Genomic DNA, 18,878 nt, shown 5'->3' with positions numbered 1-18,878 from the left:
GCCACCGGGCCGGCCCTGCTGCTCGGGGAGTTGCTGCCCGGCGCGGTCGCCGCGGCCGACGCCTTCACCGACCCGCCGGAGCCCCCGGCGGAGCGGCTGTTCCCCGAGGAGGCGCAGGCCGTCGCCCGGGCGGTGCCGCACCGGCAGGCGGAGTTCGCGACCGTACGGCAGTGTGCGCGCGGCGCCCTGGGCACGCTCGGCGTGGCGCCGGCCCCGCTGCTGCCCGGCCGCCGCGGTGCGCCGCGGTGGCCCGACGGCATCGTCGGCTCCATGACCCACTGCGCCGGCTACCGGGCCGCCGCGGTGGCCCGCCGCGGCGACGTGCTCGGCATCGGCATCGACGCCGAGCCCAACGAGCCGCTGAAGGACGACCTCCTGGCGGCCGTCGCCCTGCCGGAGGAGCAGGAGCAGGTGCGCGCCCGGATGCGCGGGGCGTCCAAGGTCTGCTGGGACCGGCTGCTGTTCAGCGCCAAGGAGTCGGTCTTCAAGGTCTGGTACCCGCTGACCGGGAGGGAGCTGGACTTCGACGAGGCCCGTATCGACGTGCACCCGGACACCGGCACCTTCACCGCCCGCCTCCTGGTCCCCGCCCCCACCGTCGAGGGTGTACCGCTGGAGCGCATGACCGGCCGCTGGCTGTGCCGCAACGGCCTGGTCGCCACCGCGGTGGTGCTGCGCGCGGGTGCAGAGGGGCCCACCGGGCACGACGGGCGCGCCGGGCGCGACGGGGACGGCGCGTAGGTGCGGGCGGCGCGGGGCGGGACGACGTGACGGTCCGGGTTTCCCGGCCTTTACCACGCGCGCCGGGCGACGGCGCGAGCGCGGTGGGCCGGGAGCGGACGGTGGGCGTCCTGTACGACGCGGGGTCGGCGGACGCGGCCGAGGTGGCGGCCGCCGCGCGCTGCTGCGGTGCGGAGCTGTTCCTCGTCGTGGACCGGGCCTCGGACCACGTACGGGAGCTGCTGCCGCTGCTCACCCGGCGGTTCGACCTGTGCGACATCACCGGGATGAACACGCAGGCCGCGGCGGCGGCGATCGCCGGCTTCACCCCCGACGGGCTGCTGACGTTCAGCGCGCACCGGATGGAGCTGACGTCCTCGATCGCGGCGGCGCTGGGCATTCCGTACTGGCACTCCCCCGCGGTCACCGGGCGGCTCGTGGACCGGCTGCAGCAGCGCCGGACGTTCGCCGAAGCGGGCCTGGACCACCTGCCGTTCGCGCCGGTGGCCGGCCCCGCGGACCTCGACGCCGCGCTGGCCGCGGTGGGGCTGCCGGCGGTGCTCAGGCCGCGGCACGGCTCCGGCGGCCGGCTCGTACGCCGCCTCGACAGCGCCTCCGCCGCGCACGCCGCCCTCGCGGCCTGCGCGAGCGCGGCCCCCGGCACGGACCTGCTGGTCGAGGCGCTGCTCCCGGGCGATTCCGCGGTGGCCGGGCCGGCGTGGGGCGACTACGTCTCGGTGGAGACGGCCGTGCACCGCGCGGAGTGCCGGCCGCTCTGCGTCACCGGCAAGTTCCCGCTGGCCGAACCGTTTCGGCAGCGCGGCTCGTTCGTCCCGCACACCCTCACACCGCCGCTCGCGGAACGCGCCGAGGACCTGGCGGAGGCGGCCATAGGGGCGCTCGGCATCAGCGACGGGATCGTGCACACGAAGCTGAAGCTCACCGCGGACGGTCCGCGGCTGATCGGGGTCGACGGCCGGCTGGGCGGCCTCGTCGGCGAGGTCGTACGGCGCGGGTCGGGCTTCGACCTCGTGCTGGCGGCGATGCGCCTGGCCCTGGGGCTGCCGGTGCCGGACGCACCGCGGTTCGACGGGGTCACCTACCACTACGCGCTGCTGGCACCGACCGGAGCGTCCGGCGCGCCCGCGGACCGGTCCGCGCCGGACGTACTGGACATGGCGGCCCGGCTCGACGGCCTGCGGCACCTGCCCGGCGTCGACGTCGCCGACCTGCCCACCGACACGGCGACCTGGCCGGTCCTCCGGTACGAGGCGAGCGCATGCGTCGGGCACCTGCACGGGCGTACGGCGGACCACGCGGAACTGGCCCGGCTGACGGCGGCGATCGACGAGGTCTGCCGGCCGGTGCTGGGAACCGTGTGAGGGTGCGGAGCGCTCCGCGGCGGTGCGGACGAGCGGGTCCAGCCGGTTCACCTGTTGAAGCGGGGGCGTCAGGAGGCGGCGCCCGGGCTCTGCTCTCCGCCCCGGCGAGCGCCCGCCGACGCCCCCGCCAGACCCCTCTCCGCTAGGAGTTGAGCGTCCACTTCTGGTTCGCGGCGCCGGTGCAGGTCCACAGTTGGGTCGGGGCTCCGTTCGCCGTCCCGCCGTCCACCGCGTCCAGGCACTTGTCCGCCGGCAGGTTGACGATGTCGCGGGTCGCGGAGTTGTACGACCAGCGCTGGGCGCCCGTGCCGTTGCAGTCCCACAGCTGCACCCGGGTGCCGTTCGTGGTGCCGGCGGCGGCCGCGTCGAGGCACTTGCCGAGGGCCCGGATCGTGCCGTCGGTGCCCACCGTCCAGCGCTGCGCGGACGTGCCGTTGCAGTCGTAGAGCTGGACCGCGGTGCCGTTGGCGGTGTTCGCGCCGGCCACGTCGAGGCACTTGCCGCCGGGGCCGGTGAACGTACCGGAGTCACCGCCGCCGCCACCGTCGGAGGTGCTGACGCGGACGTGGTCGACGACGAGCCGCTGCGGGAAGACCGTGCTGCCGTCGGGGTCGCCCGGCCAGTAGCCGCCGACCGCGAGGTTGAGGATCAGGAAGAACGGCTTGTCGAAGACCCAGTCCCGGCCGCCGAGGTCCGCGGGCGTGCGGGTCTGGTAGACGTTGCCGTCGACGGACCAGGTGATCCGGTTGGGCGACCAGTCCATGGCGAAGGTGTGGAAGGCGTCGGCGAACTGCTGCCCGCCGGGCAGCGTGTACCCGGCGCCGATGCCGCCGGAGCCGGAGTACCCGGGGCCGTGCAGGGTGCCGTGGACGGTGCCGGGTTCGAAGCCGACGTTCTCCATGACGTCGATCTCGCCGCTGGCGGGCCAGCCGACCTGGCCGATGTCGTTGCCGAGCATCCAGAACGCCGGCCACATCCCCTGTCCGCGGGGGAGCTTCATCCGGGCCTCGACGTGGCCGTAGGTGGTGGTGAAGCGGCCGGAGGTGTTGAGCCGGGCGGAGGTGTACTCGCACCGGCCGTACCAGCACTGGTAGTTGCCGGGGTTCTCCCGCCGGGCGGTGATGACGAGGTTGCCCTGGCCGTCGAGCGCGGCGTTGGCGTTGCCCGCGGTGTAGTACTGCCGCTCGTGGTTGTTGACGTTGTCGCCGGTCTCGGTCAGCCACTTGCCGCCGTCGACCGCCGAGCCGGCCGGGCCGTCGAAGTTGTCCTCGAACGTGACGGCGTAGGGGGCGGCGGCGCTCCCGCCGGGCTCGAGGGCCGGTGCCGCGCCGGCCGCGGCGGGCAGCGGCACCGCCAGTACGGCGGCGGCGGCCGTCGCGACGAGCACGGCCTGGCGGAACGGATGTCTGCGTCGTCGTACGAACATGGAAGCTCACCTCGATGTGGGGAGGGGCCGAGCGTGGAGCATGGTCCATACCTTTGCGCCAGGTGAGTGAACTCCCTTCATGTCCTGCAGTCAATGGGTCGGGCAGCCACTTCCGGTGTTCAACTTCCGGAGGTCGTACGACCGCACCCCTTGACAACGCACCCGGCCCTCACGACGCTCTGAGAGCGCTCTCTGCTACCGGCCCGCCGGACAGCTCCCGCCCCGGGCCGCGTACGCCCCCACAGCGAAGGAGCACCGTATGCGCCCCGCGTACCCGACCCGGCCGACACGCCGCCGCGGCCTGCTGACGGCCGCCGCCCTCCTGCTGCTCGCCGCCTACGTGCTGGCCGGCCGGCCCGGCACCACGGCCCACGGCGCGGTTCCCGCCGCCGAGGACCGGGCGCCGGCGGCGGGCGACCCGCCGCCGGACTCGTTCTGGGGCGACACGGGCAGCATCCCGCCCGCGCAGAACGTGCTGACCGTCCGGATCCTCAACCGGACCAACGGCCAGTACCCCGACGACCAGGTCTTCTGGTCCTTCAACGGCCAGACCCACTCCATCGCGGAGCAGCCCTACCTCGACATGCCGGCGAACTCCGCCGGCCGGATGTACTTCCACCTCGGCTCGCCCGACAGCCGGTACTCCGACTTCATCGAGTTCACCGTCGGCGCCGACGCCTTCCACGGCAACACCACCCGCGTCGACGCCTTCGCGCTCAAGCTCGCCATGCGGGTGCACGGCCACGACGGCACGGACAGACAGGTCGGCGAGGACTACGCGACGTTCCAGGAGTCCCGCGAGGCCACCTGGCGGAAGTTCGCGGACGCCATGCCCCCCGAGTTCGCCTCGCTCAGCGAGGTGGAGGCGCCGTACCGCATCCCCTCCCCCGGCCACGTGCCGGACTTCCGGCCGGGCGGGCAGCACGCCGGTTACCTGAGCGACTACGCCCGGTCGGTCGGGACGGATGCCACGACGCAGGAGGTCTTCGGCTGCTCCGGCCCGCTCGCGGGCGACGCCGCCCGCTGCGCCGCGCTCAACCGGCACGTCGCGGAGCTGCCGCAGGACCAGTGGCGCGACCCGGGCCTCTTCTACCGGCAGGGGCCGGCGAACTACTACGCCGCGTTCTGGCACGAGCACGCCATCGACAACCTGGCGTACGGCTTCCCGTACGACGACTACGCCGAGCAGTCGTCGTTCGTCTCGGTCCACGACCCGCGGTGGATGGTGGTGGCCGTCGGCTGGTGAGCTCCGGACGCGGGCCCCGTGGCCGGGGGTCTTCTTCCCGGCCACGGGGCTTCCTGCGGCGTCTCCGCGACCGGGTGCTCAGGGCGCGTCGACGACGATCCGCCCGTCCATCGGGATACGGCTCGCGGCGAAGCCGTAGTTGGCCTCCACCTGCGCCTGCTCGGTGGCGTTCGGAGTGGCGTTGGTGCAGTTCACGCCGCCGGTGGAGCCGGACATGAGCGACGAGCACGGCCCGGGCTTCCGGTCGGGCAGGCCGAGGCTGTGGCCCAGTTCGTGCGCGGCGATGCGGGTGGGGTCGTAGCCCTGGTAGACCGCCTGGCGGCCGAACCAGACCGTGGCGCTCCCGCCGGGGCGGACCGGACCCAGGGTGGCGCGCGGCCAGCCGTCGTCGGCGATGATCCTGATCTCGGCACGGGTGCCGGCCGGGGCCCTGACCAACGTGACGTTCTCCACGGTGGAATTCCACTGTTCGGCGCCGGCCGCCACGGCGCCCTTGAATTCACCGGCCCGGCTGTCGTCGTAGTACAACGTGGTCGCGGCCACGCGCTCCGGTGCGGGAGCGGGGGCGGCGGTGGCCCCGGGGGCCGAGGACAGGGTGACGATTGCGGCAGCGGCCATAATGCCGATACCCAACTTTCGCAGCATGCGGGGAGCCCTCCTCTTGGTGTGAGAATCGAGCACTACTGCGCAGACCCCGGTAAGGGTCGGCCCGAGTGTAGGAGGGCGCTGAGGGGCCCACAAGTGGCGGCGATGACCGTAGATTTCACGTTCTTACGGCATCTCGGCACCCCCCGTCATATTCGCGGACCGGCGGGCACGTCCGCATTCGTGCGCGCGGAATACGTACGCGCACCGCGGGTCGTTCTTCCGGTGTAGTCGAGAAGTTGAGACGAATTGCCTCCGGCGGACGATCCGCGGCGCCGGACGTCTTGGCAGACTGCGCCGGTACGCTGACCGCGGACGGCGGAGGCAGGCGTCTCCGCACGGACCGCCGTGGAGGGGACGTGGGCACGCAGACGACACCCGCCGGGGACGACCGGCCGCCCCGCGTGGTGATCGCGGACGACCAGGCGCTGGTGCGCACCGGCTTCCGGATGATCCTCGCCGCGGACGGCATCGAGGTCGCCGGCGAGGCGACCGACGGCGAGGAGGCGGTGGCCGCCGTCCGCCGCACCCGGCCGGACGTGGTGCTGATGGACATCCGCATGCCGGGCGTGGACGGGCTGGAGGCCACCCGCCGCATCCTCGGCGCGGACGCCCGGCCGCCGGGCGCGGGGGCGCCGCGGGTCATCATCCTCACCACGTACGACCTCGACCAGTACGTGTACGCGGCGCTCGCCGCCGGCGCCTCCGGCTTCCTGCTGAAGGACGTCACCCCCGAGCACCTGGCCGCCGCCGTCCGCCTCGTCCGCTCCGGCGACGCGCTCCTCGCGCCGTCCATCACCCGCCGGCTCGTGGAGCGCTTCGCCGTCCGGGACGACCGGCCGGCGACCGCGCACCGCGACCTGTCCACGCTGACCCCGCGCGAACTCGAAGTGCTGGAGTCGCTGGCGCGCGGGCACAGCAACGCGGAGCTGGCCGCCCGGTTCCGGCTCAGCGAGGCGACGGTGAAGACGCACGTGGCCCGTATCCTCGCCAAGCTCCAGCTCCGCGACCGTGCCCAGGCGGTCATCGCCGCCTACGAGACGGGGCTGGTCACCCCCGGCTCGCCGCAGTCCCCGGCCGCCCCCTGACTCAGCGCCGCACGAACACGCTGGGCGGCGGGCCGAGATAGCTGTGGCGCACGCCGCCGGTGTCGACCACCAGCTTCTGCACCACCACCGTCGGGTCCACCATCCACAGCTTCAGCACGTGCACCCCGGGCCGGGTCACCCGGTGCTCGGTCACGGTGACGTTGACGTTGTCCGAGGTGTTGCGCTCCCACTGCCTGTTCATCCGGCCGTCGTCCGCGCCGGTGACGCGGGTGATGTTCACGGTCTGCGGGGCGTCGTCGTCGAAGGCGACGGCGTAGCGCAGACCGTCGGGGGTGAGGACGCTGTTGCGCGGCGACAGGTACGCGGCCACGCGCAGCGTGCCGGTGGTGAACAGCGTCATCGTGTACTCCAGCCGCGGCCCCTCGCCGGCCGGCCGCGGCGCGGCCGTGACCGGGAAGGGCGCCATGCCGCCGGCGGTGCGCCCGATGTCGGGGATGCGGCGCCAGGCGACGCCGGCGGCGGGGACGGCGCGGGTGTGGCGCTCGGCCTCGACCGAGACGCAGCCGCCCGCCTCGACGGACCCGGCGAGCGCGGAGTGGCGCACGGACGGGCGGTGCACCCTCGCGTGCACCTCCACGGTGCGGCCGGCGCCGGTGACCAGGACGGGCACGGTGGTGGTGCCGCGGGGCGCGCGGGCGAAGTCGACGCGCAGCCGGGCGCGGATCTGGGAGGTGACGCGGCCGCGCGGGCGGTCGACGCGCAGCCAGGGCACGGCCGGCTCGATCCTGTAGCCGAAGGGGCTGCGGCCGCGGTTGAAGACCTCGATGTACGGGGCGGGGCCGCTGTCGTACGGGCTGATCGCCGGCAGCAGCGCCGGCCCGGCGGCGTCCGGCCACCACTCCTCGGAGCCCTCCACCGCCACGCCGAGGATCGCGCCGGCGGCGGGGTCGGTGCGCTGCACGGCGGGGAAGACCTCGTCGGGCAGCGCCTCGTGGTCCTTCTCGGGCTGCTGCCAGGGGGCGTTGGGGCCGTAGCGCTCGACGTCGCCGTAGCCGATCTTCGGCTGGGTCTGGAAGCCCTTCCACTTCCCGCCGGAGAGCGTGTGGTTGTAGTAGTCGGCGAGGGCCTGGTCCTCGGCGAAGAGCGCGTCGGTCTCGGCGGCGAGCTGGTTGGCGGCGGCCCGGCCCTGCGCGGCGTAGAGGAGGTTGGTGAACTCCGCGCGGCGCAGCGCGTAGACGACGGCGGTGCCGCGCACGGCGTAACGCACGAGCTGGAAGTACGCCGCCCGGTCCGCGCGGTCCAGGCGGGATTCGATGCGGTCCGCGGTGCGGGCCAGCTCCTGCCACTCGTCGGTGACCCGGTCCAGCTCGTGGTAGTTGACGCGGCTGAAGGGGGTGGCCTGGTCGTCGTAGACGACGGCGCTGGAGTCGGTGGCCGGGTCCTTGGCGGGGTCGAGGGTGATGCGGCGGTTGAGCAGTTCGGGTTTGCGGCGGGCCTGGAGGCGGCCGTACTCGTGCAGGACCTCGGCGATCGCGGCGGCGTGCCGGGGGCCGAAGTTCTCGGCGGCGTAGCGGCGTTCCCACTCGGGCAGGTTCTCCACCGGCCAGCGGTCGGGGTTCCAGGCGTAGTCCAGGAAGTACTGGGTGGGCAGCTCGTTGGACTTCAGGTCGCCGACGTTGGCGACCCACAGCTGCCGGATGCCGTGCGTGTACGTCTGGTGCAGCTGCTCCCAGGTGTTGGCGAGGTTGGCGGTGTCGACCCACTTGTAGTTGCGGCCGCCGCCGACGTAGTCGAAGTGGTAGTAGAGCCCGTAGCCGCCGGAGCGGGGCGGCAGCGAGGCGTCCGGCACCCGCCGCAGGTTGCCCCAGTTGTCGTCGGTGAAGACGACGGTGACGTCGTCGGGCGCCTGCATGCCGCTGTCCCAGTAGTGCTGGACCTCCTTGTACATGGTCCACACCTGCGGCACCCCGGCGGCGTCGCCCAGCTCCTCGGCGAGGATGCCGCGCTCGGTGGCGATGATGCGCTGCATCAGCTCGATGCCGTCGCCGTCGGGCAGCGAGGTGTCGCCGTTGCCGCGCATACCGAGGGTCACCACGCCCTCGAAGCCCTCGGCGGCCATCCGGCGGATGCCGTCGCGCCAGTACGCGCTGACGGCGGCCTCGTTCCGGACGAAGCTCCACTCCCCCGTGCCGCCGTACGGGTCGTGCCCCTCGGTGACGATGTTGCCGTCCTCGTCGCGCACGGCGGCGACGGCGTGCCGGTTCCACTCCTCGATGCCGCGCATCATGGGCGCCTCGTGGGAGGTGCCCATGACGATGCCGTACTCGGTGGCGGTGGCGTGGTTCTCGGGGTCGTCCTCGGCGAAGGCGCGGCCCCAGACGGCCGGCCACAGGTAGTTGGCCTTCAGCCGCAGCATGACCTCGAAGACCTTGGCGAAGAAGGCGCTGTTGAAGCCGTTGGGGTGGCCCTCGGCGTGGCCGGGGCCGAAGTGGCCGGGCGCCCAGCGGCCGAGTGCGGGGTTCTCGTCGTTGATGAAGATGCCGCGGTACTTCACCGCCGGGGTGCCCTGCGAGAACCGGCCCGGCAGCACGTAGAGGGCGTGGTGGCGGCGGGCCGGCACGTCGGCCCAGAAATGCCAGGGGGAGACGCCGATGCCGCGGGAGACGTCGTAGATGCCGAAGATGGTGCCGCGCTGGTCGCTGCCGGCGATGACGAAGGCCCGGTCGAGGCCGGGCAGCGGGTCGTCCACGACCTGGTGCAGGGAGGTCTCCCACCGTCCCTCGACGCCGGTCACGTCGAGCTTGCCGGCGGCGACCAGGCCGTCGATCAGCGGGCTGCGGCCGATCGTGCCGACGAGCACCGCGACGCGCCCGGCGGGCGGACGGCCGCGGGTGAGCGCGGGGCGTACGCCCGTCACCCGCTCCAGGTCCGTACGCAGGTCGCCCAGCGCGCGCAGCACGCCGGGGAAGTCGTCGCCGTCCGCCACCAGCGGCGCGGCCCGGCCCCCGGCGACCAGCGGGAACCGGCCCCGGCCCGGGGTGTGGGCGATGTACGCGCCCGGGTCGGTCGGCCGCGGCGGGTGCGGGTGGTCTGGGGACGCGGCGGCGGCCGTGCCCGGCAGGGCGAGGGCGCCGCCGGCGGTCGCGGAGAGCGCGCCCAGGCCGAGGCCGGCGCCGAGGACGACGCGTCTGCTGACGCCGTCGGCGGCTGCGGCTGCCGGGGAGTCGTCCGCCGCCGACGCGCCCGCCGACGGTGTCTCTCCGGGCGGGGTGGCGGACGTGGAAGACGGGTCGTGCCGGGGATCGCTGCTGTCCATGCCGGGCCTTCCTTCGCCGAGCAAGCACCAATGTTTCGTAAAGCATCACGAATATTTCTGCGCAACCTAGGGTGAGGTCTGAGGAAGGTCAAGACATCGCGCAGCGGCGGGCCTCGGGGCTACCATCCCGTCATGAGTGGTGCTGGAGTCCGGTTCGACGGAGAGGCCCCCGCGGCCGGTGAGGAGCCGCAGTCGACCGCCACGCTGGCGGCGGTCGCGGAGGCGGCCGGCGTGTCGGCGTCGACAGTTTCGAAGGTCCTCAACGGCCGCTCCGACGTGTCCCCCGCCACCCGTGCGCGGGTGCAGGACCTGCTGCGCGAGCACGGCTACCGGCGCCGCGGCGGCGGGGCGCGGCAGTCCCCGCTGCTCGACCTGGTCTTCCACGAGCTGGGAAGCGCCTGGGCGATGGAGGTCATCCGGGGCGTGGAGAACGTGGCCCGGGAGGAGCGGCTGGGCGTGGTGCTCTCCGAGAGCGCCGGCCGGCTGACGCCGGGGCAGACGTGGGTGGAGGACGTGCTCGCGCGCCGGCCGGCGGGCGTCATCCTGGTGCTCTCGGACCTCTCCGCCGACCAGCGGGCGCAGTTCACCGGGCGGGGCATCCCGTTCGTGGTGCTGGACCCGGCCGGCGACCTCGCCGAGGACGTGCCCTCCATCGGGGCCACCAACTGGCAGGGCGGGCTGGCCGCCACCCGCCACCTGGTGGGCCTCGGCCACCGCCGGATCGCCGTCGTCGGCGGGCCGCCGACGATGATGTGCAGCCGGGCCCGTATCGACGGCTACCGCGCGGCGCTGGGCGTGGCGGGGCTGCCGGTGGACCCCGGGCTGATCCGGGAGGGCGATTTCCACCACGAGGCGGGTTACGCCGCCGGGCGCGAGCTGCTGGCCCTGTCCGACCGCCCCACCGCGGTGTTCACCGGCAACGACCTGCAGGCGCTCGGGCTCTACGAGGCCGCCCGCGAGCTGGGCCTGCGCATCCCGGAGGACCTCAGCGTCGTCGGCTTCGACGACCTGCCGGTGGCCCGCTGGATCGGCCCGCCGCTGACGACCGTGCGGCAGCCGCTGACGGAGATGGCCGAGGCGGCCGCCCGGCTGGTGCTCGACCTCGGCCGCGGCAACGCGCCGGTGACGCGCCGCGTCGAGCTGGCGACGAGCCTGGTCACCCGCAGCAGCACGGCCCCGCCGCCCGGGAGCTGAGCCCCGCCCCGGGCCGCGGGTTCGAAACTTTCGGAGCGCGGTGCGCCACGGCGCGGCCCGTCACGCCCCGGCCGGAGCCTTCGGGGACTCCGCATCGCCGGCGGGCCCGGCCTCGCGGCCGGGTTCCCGCGGGGCGGCCGGCACCGGGCCCGGGCGCACGACCGGCCGCGGCCTGCGGCGGCCGGGGCTCACCGCGAGCGTGTAGCCGACGAGCAGGCCGATCGACAGGACCGCCAGCCGGCCCGCAGCCGGCGGGCTGTCCGGCGGCGGGTCGTAGCCCCCGTCCTCCAGGCCGGCCGCCCGCTCGAAGTGGTTGTACGCGCCGGGGAAGAACGCCTCGTCCGCCGCGTACAGCGCGGGGAACGCGGCCGGCCCCGCCAGGAGCGACCCCAGCGCCCACTGGTCCGAGTGGCGCGCCTCGTGCTCCGAGAGCCGCCGCATCCGGGGCGACTGGGTCTCGGCCCGCTGGTCGGTGAGGAACACCGTCCCGTACATGGTGCCCGCGCGGGCGAAGCCGTCGTCGAGGATCACCGCGGTGGTGCCGTTGGCCGCGCAGTGGTACATCTCGCCGCCCTCCCGCGCGGCGTACAGCAGCGCGGCGCCGGAGACGGGCGCGTTGACCACCGTACGGGCCGTCTGCCACAGCCCGCCGCCCTCCCCGGCGGCCGAGCACGGCCGCAGCTGGGCGCCGGGGCCGAGAACGGCGAACGCGCCCGCAAGCAGCGCCTGCACCACCGTGCCCCAGACCACGACCAGCACCCGGCGCCGCGACGGCCGCGCCCCGCGCAGCGTGCCCACGACCGCGAGGACCAGCCCGATGATCCCGCCGCAGATCAGGCAGGCCGCCCACCACAGCGGTCTGCGCTCCACCAGCGGCGCGGGGGTTCGGCGGGCGGCCGGGGCCGCCGCGGAGGTGGGTCGCTCCAGAGTCGTTGTGCCGGCCGCCATCCGTCACCCCTGTCATCCCGCCGACGCACTGGGTGCTGCGCACCGACGCGGACCGGGTCACGGGCCGAACCCCGCCGCGCGGCGGGGTTCGGCAACCTGAGCCGATGCATGCAGTCGCAGACAAGTACTCAGATTACGGTACCGTAACGAATTGAAGTCGAAACGGCCTCGAATTTCAGCCGCTTGTGCGGGGAAGGGAGTGAATGGCCGCGGGCGGGATCAGCCAGGTGATCCCGTAGGAATAGAAGGAGACGCCGATGGGAGACGCGGACGGCGACGAGACCGGGGCGGGGGCCGAGCCCGCCGCCACCGGCGCGGCCGTGCCCGAGGGCGGCGAACCGGTGTGCTGGCTGGAACGCGTCTGCCCCGAGTGCGGGCGGTTGGCCGACACCGCACCCCCGGTCCGGTGCGCCCGCTGCGGGACACCGCTGACCGGGTGACGGGTCACCGGGTGACCCGGTGACCGCGGTGCCGGGGGCCTACCGCCAGGAACCCCCGGTCAGCACCACACCGAGCGCGGCCAGCCCCAGCACGACCCAGCCGAACCAGAGCCATCCGCTGCTGCCCACCGACACCGTGTACGCCGTGATGACCACGAGACCGGCCACGGTGCTCACGACCATGGCCTTCGCAGAACCGGGCTTCTCCATGCCGCCTCCACCAGCCGCCAGCCCGCGGCCGTCCCCGCGCGACCGCACGCAACCTCCCCACCATGGTCCCTCGCCGAGGGCCGGGGCGATAGTCGAACGTGCGCCGGGTGTCCGCGCGGCTACCGCTCGCGCGTCTGGAGTGACGCCAGATAGGCGTTGTACGCGGCCAGTTCCCGGTCCCCGTCGCGGTCGGCCGTGCGGTCGCTGCGCCTGGCCCGCCGCTGCTCGGAGTTGTACCACTGGTAGATCAGGGCGATGAGGACCAGCACCGAGGGGATCTCGCTGAACGCCCAGGCGATCCCGCCGGCGGCCTGCTGGTCGTCCAGGGCGTCGATGCCGAGCGAGGCGGGCGGGTTGCTGTAGACGTCCACCATGGGCTCGCTGCCCATCATCAGCGCGATGCCGAAGAAGGCGTGGAACGGCATGCCCGCGAAGAGGGTCAGCATCCGCATCACGTGGGTGGGCCGGTTCGGGCCCGGGTCCACGCCCATGATCGGCCAGAAGAAGACCAGGCCGACCAGGAGGAAGTGGGTCATCATGCCCACGTGGCCCGCCTTGCTCCCCATGAGGGTGTCGAAGAGCGGGGTGAAGTACAGCGCGTACAGGCTGGCGATGAACAGCGGGATCGTGAACACGGGGTGCGTGATCACCATCAGATAGCGGCTGTGCAGCAGCGAGACCACCGCCGCGCGGGGCCGGCCCGTCGGCAGGGCGCGCAACAGCAGCGTTACCGGCGCGCCGAGGAGCAGCAGGATCGGCGACAGCATGCTGATCACCATGTGCTGCACCATGTGCACGCTGAACATGACCATGCCGTAGTCGTTCAGGCCGGTGCACATGACGAGCACGACGGTCAGCACGCCGGCGGTGAAGGCGGCCGTCCGCCCCGGCGGCCACTCGTCGCCGCGGCGGCGCAGCCGGAAGACCCCGTAGCCGTACAGCGCGAGGGCGGCGAGGGAGCCGGTGAGGAAGACCGGATCGGCGCTCCACTCCAGCCCGCGCGCCAGGGTGAACGGCGGCAGGTCCAGATGGCCGCCGTGCCCGCCGTGGTCCATGTCGGTGCTGCTCCTTGTGCCGGTGATGCCCTCGCTCAGGCTAGTCCCGCCCCGTACGGGCGGTTCGCCGGGGTGCCCCGGCGGGTCAGTGGGCGGCGCTGGCGGCGGCGATGCGCTCGTTGCGCAGGGCCTCGTACCAGCGGTCGTCGACCGGCGCCAGCCCCGCGGACTCCAGCGCCAGCCGGATCAGCAGGTCGGCGATCTGCGGGTTGCGGGCGAGGACGGGGCCGTGCATGTACGTGCCGAAGACGTTGCCGTTCCACGCGCCCTCGGTGCCGTCCCCTGTGCCGTTGCCGTGGCCGAAGCGGACCCGGGCCAGCGGCTTGGCGGTCGGGCCGAGGTGGGTGACGCCCTGGTGGTTCTCGAAGCCGGTGAGCTGGGGCAGGCCGAGCTGCGGGTCGATGTCGGCGAGCACGTCGCCGACGCAGCGGCCGGCCTGGCCGCGGCCGCTGGTGACGTCGAGCAGGCCGAGGCCGGGCTCCTGCCGGTCGAGGTCGTTGATGAACTCGTGGCCGAGGATCTGGTAGCCGGCGCAGACGGAGAAGATGATCGCGCCGTTGGCGGCGGCCCGGTTCAGCCCGCCGTCGCGGCGCAGCCGCTCGGCGGCGAGGCGCTGCGGGCGGTCCTCGCCGCCGCCGATGAGGTAGATGTCGGCGGAGGCGGGGACGGGCTGGTCGGAGCGGACGTCGACGCGGGTGACGTCGTAGCCCCGCTGCCGGGCGCGGCGCTCCACGACCAGGGCGTTGCCCTGGTCCCCGTAGGTGGACAGCAGGTCGGGGTAGACCCAGACGAGGCGCAGGCTGTCGTCGTTCATGCGGGCGGTCCTTTACGTCTCGTACGGGTCAGTTGCCGACGCGGCGGCGCAGGTCCTGGAACGCGGTGTAGTTGGCGATGACCTCGATCCGGCCGGGCGGCGCGGCGGCGACGGCCTCGTCGATGTGCTCGCAGACGCGGAAGCTCTGGTCCGCCACCTCCAGCCGGACGGCGAGGTCGAGCTTGCGGTCGCCGATGACGTACAGCGGGTGGCCGGTCAGCCGCGTGTAGTCGACGTCCCACAGCCAGGAGGTGTCCGTGCCGTCGGCGCCGCGGGCGTTGACGGAGAGCACCACGGGGGTGGGCGGGGGGTCGATCAGGGAGAACGTCTCCAGCCAGCCGGCCGGGTTCTTCGCGAGCAGCAGGCGCAGGTCGCGGCCGCCGAACTGCACGGTGTCGTACCGCCCGGCGACGGCGGTGACCTCCCACATCCGCTCCAGCGCCGTCTGCGGGTGCACGCCGAAGGCGGCGGCCACGGCGGCGGCGGTGGTGGCGTTGGCCCGGTTGGCCCGGCCCGGGAGCTGCAGCCGGATCGGCCAGGCAGCGCCGTGCGGGTCGAGCACATGTTCGCCGGAGAGCGCCCAGCCGGGCACGGGGCGGCGGAAGCCGCACTCGGCGCACAGCCAGTCCTCGCCGGGGCGCTGCAGCACACCGCCGCACGAGGGGCAGGACCAGGCGTCGTCCTTCCACTCCTGGCCGGCGGCGACCCACAGGACGTTGGGGCTGGAGGAGGCGGCCCAGACGACGAGGGGGTCGTCGGCGTTGGCGACGATGAGGGCCTTGTTGCCGGAGAGGCCCTCGCGCCAGCGCTCGGCGAGCATGCGGGTCTCGGCGGCGCGGTCGAGCTGGTCGCGGGAGAGGTTGAGCAGCGCGATGGCCTTGGGGGTGACGTCGCGGGCGACCGCGGCGAGGTACTTCTCGTCCACCTCGATGACGCCGTAGCGGGCTTCGGAGCCGCCGGCGAGCGCCGAGGTGATACCGGCGGGCATGTTGGCGCCGAGGGCGTTGGAGACGACGGGCCCGGAGGCGCGCAGGGCCTCCGCGATCAGCCGGGTGGTGGTGGTCTTGCCGTTGGTGGCGGAGACGAGGACGACGTCGAGGTGGCCGGCGAGCCGGGCGAGCAGGTCGGGGTCCAGCCTGAGGGCGACCTTGCCGCCGATCACGGAGCCGCTGCCCTTGCCCGCGGCGCGCGAGACCGCGGCCGCCGCCTTGCCCGCCGTGACGGCCAGTTTGGACCGTGGCGACAGCGGTTCCGTGTTGCCTGCCATCGTCGTAGCTCCTCCTCGCGTGCCCGTGCGCGGTGCTGCGCGGCGCACCGTCGTGCGCGGTTCGCCGTAGTCCTTGGTCCGCCGTCCGGCCTGCGGCGGGGCGGCGGTAGCGGCCAGCCTACCGAGATCCGCGCCGGGTCCCGAATCGCGGCACGTCGCCGCGCGCGGGGGCCCGGCGCCGGGGCGCCGCTACAGGCCGGGGCCGCCGGCCTTGTCCGCGGCGGCGGCGAGCCGGCCCCAGAGCAGATCGGCGAGGCTCTGCACCAACTCGGCGCGGGTGCAGGGCCGTTCGTGCAGCCACCAGTCGCCCGCGGCGTGCATCATGCCGACGATGCCGTGCCCCCAGGCGCGGGCGATCACCGCGCCGCCGGGGCCGAAGTCGATGCGGTCGGCGATGACCTGGGCCAGCTCCTCGCCGAGGCGGCGGAGCAGCGGCGCGGAGTGGCGGCCGACCTCGAAGTCGCGCTCGCCGGACTCGGCGGCGGGCGGCTCCGGGGCGTCCTGGGCGCCGCCGTCGGCGGGGTGCATGAGGAACCGGTAGACCTGCGGGCGCGCCTCGATGGCGGCGAGGTACGTGTCCAGGGTGGCCTCGACCCGTTCGCGGCGGCCGGTGGGGGCGTCGAGCGCGGTGCGCAGGGCGGCGAGCAGCGCGTCGGTGTGGCGTACGGCGAGCGCGCGGTACAGGCCGCCCTTGTCACCGAAGTGGCGGTACAGGATGGGTTTGGTGATGCCCGCCTCGGCGGCGATGGCGTTCATCGAGGCGCCCGGCCCGTCGCGCAGGACGACCCGGTCCGCGGCTTCGAGCAGTTCGCGGCGCCGGTCCTCGGTCGCCTGCTCCCTCTCGCCGCGCCGGTTGTCCATGAAACCGCTCCCCTGCCTGGTCGATTGCCGGAATGCTGCGCAACCTAGCACCCCGTCGCGGAGCCTCGGGGGCCGTACGGGAGTTGACAGATCCTACTGACGGGTAACAGACTGGCGTTACCGACGGTAACGAATGCGAAGGCTGCGGAGGCGCAATGTCTGAGTTCACGTTCGAGCTCAACGAGGACCAGAAGTCCGTCCAGGAGTGGGTGCACGGCTTCGCCGCCGACGTGATCCGCCCCGCCGCCGCCGAGTGGGACGAGCGCGAGGAGACTCCCTGGCCGGTGATCCAGGAGGCGGCCAAGATCGGCCTGTACTCCCTGGACTTCTACGCCCAGCAGTACTTCGACCCCACCGGGCTGAGCATCCCCATGGTCATGGAGGAGCTGTTCTGGGGCGACGCGGGCATCGCCCTGTCCATCGTCGGGACCGGGCTCGCCGCCGTCGGCGTGCTGGCCAACGGCACCGAGGAGCAGATCGGCACCTGGATCCCGCAGATGTACGGCGACGTGGACGACGTGAAGCTCGCCGCCTTCTGCTCCTCCGAGCCGGACGCCGGCTCGGACGTCTCCGCGATGCGCACCCGCGCCGTCTACGACGAGGCCAAGGACGAGTGGGTGCTGAACGGCACCAAGACCTGGGCCACCAACGGCGGCATCGCCGGCGTGCACGTCGTCGTCGCCGTCGTCGACCCGGAGCTGGGCACCAAGGGGCACGCCTCGTTCATCGTCCCGCCCGGCACCCCCGGCCTGTCGCAGGGCCAGAAGTTCAAGAAGCACGGCATCCGCGCCTCGCACACCGCCGAGGTGGTGCTGGAGGACGTGCGCGTGCCCGGCTCCTGCCTCCTGGGCGGCCGGGAGAAGCTCCAGGAGCGGCTGGCCCGGGCGCGCGAGCGCGCCAGGTCGGGCGGCGAGCGGGTCAAGAACGCCGCGATGGCCACCTTCGAGGCGTCCCGCCCGGCGGTGGGCGCGCAGGCGGTGGGCATCGCGCGCGCGGCGTACGAGACGGCGCTGGACTACGCCAGGACGCGCGTCCAGTTCGGCCGCCCGATCATCGACAACCAGGGCATCGCCTTCCAGATCGCCGACATGCGTACCCAGATCGACGCCGCCCGGCTGCTGGTCTGGCGGGCCTCCTGGATGGCCAGCGCGGGCAAGGGGTTCACCTCGGCGGAGGGCTCGATGTCGAAGCTGTTCGCCGGCGAGGTGGCCAAGGACGTCACCGCGCGGGCGATGCAGATTCTCGGCGGCAACGGCTTCACCCGCGAGTACCCGGTGGAGCGGATGCACCGCGACGCGGCGATCTACACGATCTTCGAGGGCACGAGCGAGATCCAGCGGCTGGTGATCGCCCGCACCCTCGCCGGGGTTCCGATCCGCTGACGCTGCCGCACCACTCCCCCGGCGGACGCCGCGCGGCTACGCTGCGAGCGCACGACGACCGACCGGGGGAAGGGCGAGGCCGCGTTGATCTACCACCTGCTGAAGTACGTGTTCCTCGGGCCCGCGCTGCGGCTGCTGTTCCGGCCGCGCATCGAGGGCCTGGAGCACATACCGGAAGAGGGCGCGGCGATCGTCGCGGGCAACCACCTGTCGTTCTCCGACCACTTCCTGATGCCCGTGATGCTCCGGCGGCGCATCACGTTCCTCGCCAAGGCCGAGTACTTCAACGGCCCCGGCCTCAAGGGGCGGCTGACCGCGGGGTTCTTCCACAGCATCGGCCAGATCCCGGTGGACCGCCGGGGCCGCAAGGCGGCGCAGGCCGCCATCGAGGAGGGCCTCGGTGTGCTGGCCGAGGGCGAGCTGCTGGGCATCTACCCGGAGGGCACGCGCTCGCACGACGGCCGGCTGTACAAGGGCCGGGTCGGGGTCGCGGCGATGGCGCTGCGGGCGGGGGTGCCGGTCATCCCGTGTGCGATGCTCGGCACCCGCGAAGTCCAGCCGCCCGGGCAGAAGATCCCCAGCCTGGGCCGGGTGACGATCCGCTTCGGCGAGCCGCTGGAGTTCTCCCGGTACGCCGGTCTTGAGGACCAGAAGGCCGTGCTGCGGGCCGTCACCGACGAGATCATGTACGCGATCCTCGGCATGTCGAACCAGGAGTACGTCGACCGCTACGCCCCCGACGTCAAGGCCGAGCAGGACGCCGCGAAGAAGTCCCCGCCGGCGGCCCGGTGAGCGCGCGGCTGCGCCAGGTGGCGCTGGACAACGCCCGGATCCTCGCCGAGGGCGGGTACGAGACGGCCGGGGGCCGGTGGGCGGCCGTCGGCGAGGCGGCCGCGCGGGCGGCGGACGGCACGCGGATGTAC

General features: G+C 73.8%; 17 protein-coding genes. 8 read left to right on the top strand and 9 right to left on the bottom strand.

The window, feature by feature from the left end:
- Positions 1–741 (top strand): 4'-phosphopantetheinyl transferase family protein (locus tag ABD317_RS19110; RefSeq protein WP_425582392.1); only part of this gene is annotated, 741 nt, incomplete at its 5' end.
- A 101-nt stretch (positions 742–842) separates the two neighbouring features.
- Positions 843–2,102, top strand: a complete 1,260-nt coding sequence (locus tag ABD317_RS19105) for an ATP-grasp domain-containing protein (protein WP_344291157.1) — start codon at positions 843–845, stop codon at positions 2,100–2,102.
- Positions 2,103–2,244: 142 nt separating this feature from the next.
- Here the strand turns inward: ABD317_RS19105 and ABD317_RS19100 are convergent, their stop codons facing one another.
- Complete coding sequence (locus tag ABD317_RS19100) at positions 2,245–3,528, bottom strand: ricin-type beta-trefoil lectin domain protein (protein WP_344291156.1); 1,284 nt, start codon at positions 3,526–3,528, stop codon at positions 2,245–2,247.
- A gap of 259 nt (positions 3,529–3,787) precedes the next feature.
- Between ABD317_RS19100 and ABD317_RS19095 the strand changes: the two genes are divergently transcribed.
- Positions 3,788–4,774: a glycoside hydrolase family 64 protein gene (locus tag ABD317_RS19095; protein ID WP_344291155.1), complete on the top strand. Its 987-nt coding sequence runs from the start codon at positions 3,788–3,790 to the stop codon at positions 4,772–4,774.
- 78 nt (positions 4,775–4,852) lie between these two features.
- Here ABD317_RS19095 and ABD317_RS19090 read toward each other — a convergent pair whose 3' ends face one another.
- Positions 4,853–5,419 (bottom strand): snapalysin family zinc-dependent metalloprotease, encoded by a 567-nt coding sequence (locus ABD317_RS19090; protein WP_425582391.1) that lies wholly within the window; start codon positions 5,417–5,419, stop codon positions 4,853–4,855.
- A gap of 359 nt (positions 5,420–5,778) precedes the next feature.
- Between ABD317_RS19090 and ABD317_RS19085 the strand changes: the two genes are divergently transcribed.
- A complete protein-coding gene (locus tag ABD317_RS19085; RefSeq protein ID WP_344291152.1) occupies positions 5,779–6,507 on the top strand; it encodes a response regulator in 729 nt (242 codons plus the stop codon).
- A 1-nt stretch (position 6,508) separates the two neighbouring features.
- Here the strand turns inward: ABD317_RS19085 and ABD317_RS19080 are convergent, their stop codons facing one another.
- The gene (locus tag ABD317_RS19080) at positions 6,509–9,784 is read right to left on the bottom strand and encodes a glycosyl hydrolase 115 family protein (protein WP_344291151.1); all 3,276 of its coding nucleotides are present in this window, start codon (positions 9,782–9,784) and stop codon (positions 6,509–6,511) included.
- A gap of 132 nt (positions 9,785–9,916) precedes the next feature.
- Here ABD317_RS19080 and ABD317_RS19075 point away from each other — a divergent pair, with 132 nt between their 5' ends.
- A complete protein-coding gene (locus ABD317_RS19075) occupies positions 9,917–10,978 on the top strand; it encodes a LacI family DNA-binding transcriptional regulator (RefSeq protein WP_344291150.1) in 1,062 nt (353 codons plus the stop codon).
- Positions 10,979–11,038: 60 nt separating this feature from the next.
- Here ABD317_RS19075 and ABD317_RS19070 read toward each other — a convergent pair whose 3' ends face one another.
- Positions 11,039–11,926 carry a hypothetical protein gene (locus ABD317_RS19070; protein WP_344291148.1) on the bottom strand — a complete coding sequence of 296 codons (888 nt, stop codon included), beginning with the start codon at positions 11,924–11,926 and terminating at the stop codon, positions 11,039–11,041.
- A 257-nt stretch (positions 11,927–12,183) separates the two neighbouring features.
- Between ABD317_RS19070 and ABD317_RS19065 the strand changes: the two genes are divergently transcribed.
- Entirely contained in the window at positions 12,184–12,366 is a 183-nt protein-coding gene (locus tag ABD317_RS19065; protein WP_027757630.1) for a hypothetical protein, read from the top strand.
- Between the two features lie 39 nt (positions 12,367–12,405).
- Here the strand turns inward: ABD317_RS19065 and ABD317_RS19060 are convergent, their stop codons facing one another.
- From ABD317_RS19060 to ABD317_RS19040, 5 genes are all read right to left on the bottom strand, one after another.
- Complete coding sequence (locus ABD317_RS19060; RefSeq protein ID WP_027757629.1) at positions 12,406–12,576, bottom strand: hypothetical protein; 171 nt, start codon at positions 12,574–12,576, stop codon at positions 12,406–12,408.
- A 119-nt stretch (positions 12,577–12,695) separates the two neighbouring features.
- Entirely contained in the window at positions 12,696–13,631 is a 936-nt protein-coding gene (locus ABD317_RS19055) for a cytochrome c oxidase assembly protein (RefSeq protein WP_344291146.1), read from the bottom strand.
- Positions 13,632–13,716: 85 nt separating this feature from the next.
- Positions 13,717–14,445 (bottom strand): glutamine amidotransferase, encoded by a 729-nt coding sequence (locus ABD317_RS19050; protein ID WP_027757627.1) that lies wholly within the window; start codon positions 14,443–14,445, stop codon positions 13,717–13,719.
- A gap of 28 nt (positions 14,446–14,473) precedes the next feature.
- Positions 14,474–15,712, bottom strand: coding sequence for a MurT ligase domain-containing protein (locus tag ABD317_RS19045; protein WP_027757626.1), 1,239 nt, complete (start codon positions 15,710–15,712; stop codon positions 14,474–14,476).
- 189 nt (positions 15,713–15,901) lie between these two features.
- The gene (locus tag ABD317_RS19040) at positions 15,902–16,573 is read right to left on the bottom strand and encodes a TetR/AcrR family transcriptional regulator (protein ID WP_344291145.1); all 672 of its coding nucleotides are present in this window, start codon (positions 16,571–16,573) and stop codon (positions 15,902–15,904) included.
- Between the two features lie 155 nt (positions 16,574–16,728).
- Between ABD317_RS19040 and ABD317_RS19035 the strand changes: the two genes are divergently transcribed.
- Entirely contained in the window at positions 16,729–17,955 is a 1,227-nt protein-coding gene (locus tag ABD317_RS19035) for an acyl-CoA dehydrogenase family protein (protein WP_344291144.1), read from the top strand.
- Positions 17,956–18,039: 84 nt separating this feature from the next.
- Positions 18,040–18,747, top strand: coding sequence for a lysophospholipid acyltransferase family protein (locus ABD317_RS19030; RefSeq protein ID WP_344291143.1), 708 nt, complete (start codon positions 18,040–18,042; stop codon positions 18,745–18,747).
- The last annotated feature ends 131 nt before the right edge of the window (positions 18,748–18,878 follow it).

This window comes from Streptomyces synnematoformans (assembly GCF_039531005.1).
Taxonomy (GTDB): domain Bacteria; phylum Actinomycetota; class Actinomycetes; order Streptomycetales; family Streptomycetaceae; genus Streptomyces; species Streptomyces synnematoformans.
Note: the sequence above shows the minus strand (reverse complement) of the source record. Positions and strands in the feature narration are given on the sequence as shown.

What these genes read in the sequence shown, in the direction of transcription:
- ABD317_RS19100 (WP_344291156.1), bottom strand. Translation starts at nt 3,528, where the DNA reads ATGTTCGTACGACGACGCAGACATCCGTTCCGCCAGGCCGTGCTCGTC.
- ABD317_RS19095 (WP_344291155.1), top strand. Translation starts at nt 3,788, where the DNA reads ATGCGCCCCGCGTACCCGACCCGGCCGACACGCCGCCGCGGCCTGCTG.
- ABD317_RS19090 (WP_425582391.1), bottom strand. Translation starts at nt 5,419, where the DNA reads ATGCTGCGAAAGTTGGGTATCGGCATTATGGCCGCTGCCGCAATCGTC.
- ABD317_RS19080 (WP_344291151.1), bottom strand. Translation starts at nt 9,784, where the DNA reads ATGGACAGCAGCGATCCCCGGCACGACCCGTCTTCCACGTCCGCCACC.
- ABD317_RS19075 (WP_344291150.1), top strand. Translation starts at nt 9,917, where the DNA reads ATGAGTGGTGCTGGAGTCCGGTTCGACGGAGAGGCCCCCGCGGCCGGT.
- ABD317_RS19070 (WP_344291148.1), bottom strand. Translation starts at nt 11,926, where the DNA reads ATGGCGGCCGGCACAACGACTCTGGAGCGACCCACCTCCGCGGCGGCC.
- ABD317_RS19065 (WP_027757630.1), top strand. Translation starts at nt 12,184, where the DNA reads ATGGGAGACGCGGACGGCGACGAGACCGGGGCGGGGGCCGAGCCCGCC.
- ABD317_RS19060 (WP_027757629.1), bottom strand. Translation starts at nt 12,576, where the DNA reads ATGGAGAAGCCCGGTTCTGCGAAGGCCATGGTCGTGAGCACCGTGGCC.
- ABD317_RS19055 (WP_344291146.1), bottom strand. Translation starts at nt 13,631, where the DNA reads ATGGACCACGGCGGGCACGGCGGCCATCTGGACCTGCCGCCGTTCACC.
- ABD317_RS19050 (WP_027757627.1), bottom strand. Translation starts at nt 14,445, where the DNA reads ATGAACGACGACAGCCTGCGCCTCGTCTGGGTCTACCCCGACCTGCTG.
- ABD317_RS19045 (WP_027757626.1), bottom strand. Translation starts at nt 15,712, where the DNA reads ATGGCAGGCAACACGGAACCGCTGTCGCCACGGTCCAAACTGGCCGTC.
- ABD317_RS19040 (WP_344291145.1), bottom strand. Translation starts at nt 16,573, where the DNA reads ATGGACAACCGGCGCGGCGAGAGGGAGCAGGCGACCGAGGACCGGCGC.
- ABD317_RS19035 (WP_344291144.1), top strand. Translation starts at nt 16,729, where the DNA reads ATGTCTGAGTTCACGTTCGAGCTCAACGAGGACCAGAAGTCCGTCCAG.